The following is a 729-nucleotide window of genomic DNA, read 5'->3' as shown; positions in this document are numbered from 1 at the left end:
CATGATGAACCAAGACGGTGTGCGTAACGGCTACGATATCGAACAACTGAATATGGTGCGCGAAGTATGTAATGTACCGCTGATTGCATCGGGTGGCGCGGGTGCTATGGAGCACTTTGCGGAAGCATACCAAAAAGCCAATGTGGATGGCGCGCTTGCCGCATCGGTATTCCACAAGCAAGTCATCAACATTGGTGAACTAAAGCAGTATTTGAAACAACAAGGCATTGAGGTACGACTATGAGTGTGAAAGCCGCCGAAGTAAGTTCGCTAGCTGAGCGAATCAACTGGGAAAAGGTGGATGGTCTGGTACCTACCATCGTACAAGATTTCCAATCAAGCCAAGTGCTGATGATGGGTTACATGAACCAAGATGCGTTGGCAAAAACGGGCGAAACGGGTCAAGTGACGTTTTTCTCTCGTACCAAGCAACGTCTTTGGACGAAAGGTGAGACTTCTGGCAACGTATTGCAACTAGTGAACATGCAGCTCGATTGCGACAACGATACGCTACTGGTGAAAGTGAATCCCATTGGTCCTACGTGTCACTTGGGTAACACAACTTGCTGGGATGTGGACCCTCAAGAGGAGTCACAAATGGTGTGGCTTCATCAACTTGAGCAGCTATTGGCTGCCCGCAAGAGTGCCGACCCAGATTCCTCTTATACTGCCAGTCTTTATGCCCGTGGCACCAAGCGTATTTCGCAAAAAGTGGGCGAAGAAGGCGTT

At 49.2% G+C, this 729-nt stretch carries 2 protein-coding genes; both read left to right on the top strand.

Annotated features, from left to right (window positions below; all coding sequences use genetic code 11):
• The coding region (locus IQR33_RS33885) for a HisA/HisF-related TIM barrel protein (protein WP_265575803.1) at positions 1–244 on the top strand (244 nt) is incomplete at its 5' end.
• Positions 241–729, top strand: a 489-nt coding sequence (hisIE, locus tag IQR33_RS21185; RefSeq protein WP_228014048.1) for a bifunctional phosphoribosyl-AMP cyclohydrolase/phosphoribosyl-ATP diphosphatase HisIE, incomplete at its 3' end; no start/stop codon positions are given. The genes IQR33_RS33885 and hisIE, both read left to right, overlap by 4 nt.

Origin of the sequence: Vibrio sp. OPT46 (assembly GCF_015163535.1) — a bacterium.
Taxonomy (GTDB): domain Bacteria; phylum Pseudomonadota; class Gammaproteobacteria; order Enterobacterales; family Vibrionaceae; genus Vibrio; species Vibrio alginolyticus.
This window is presented reverse-complemented; position numbering and strand designations above follow the sequence as displayed.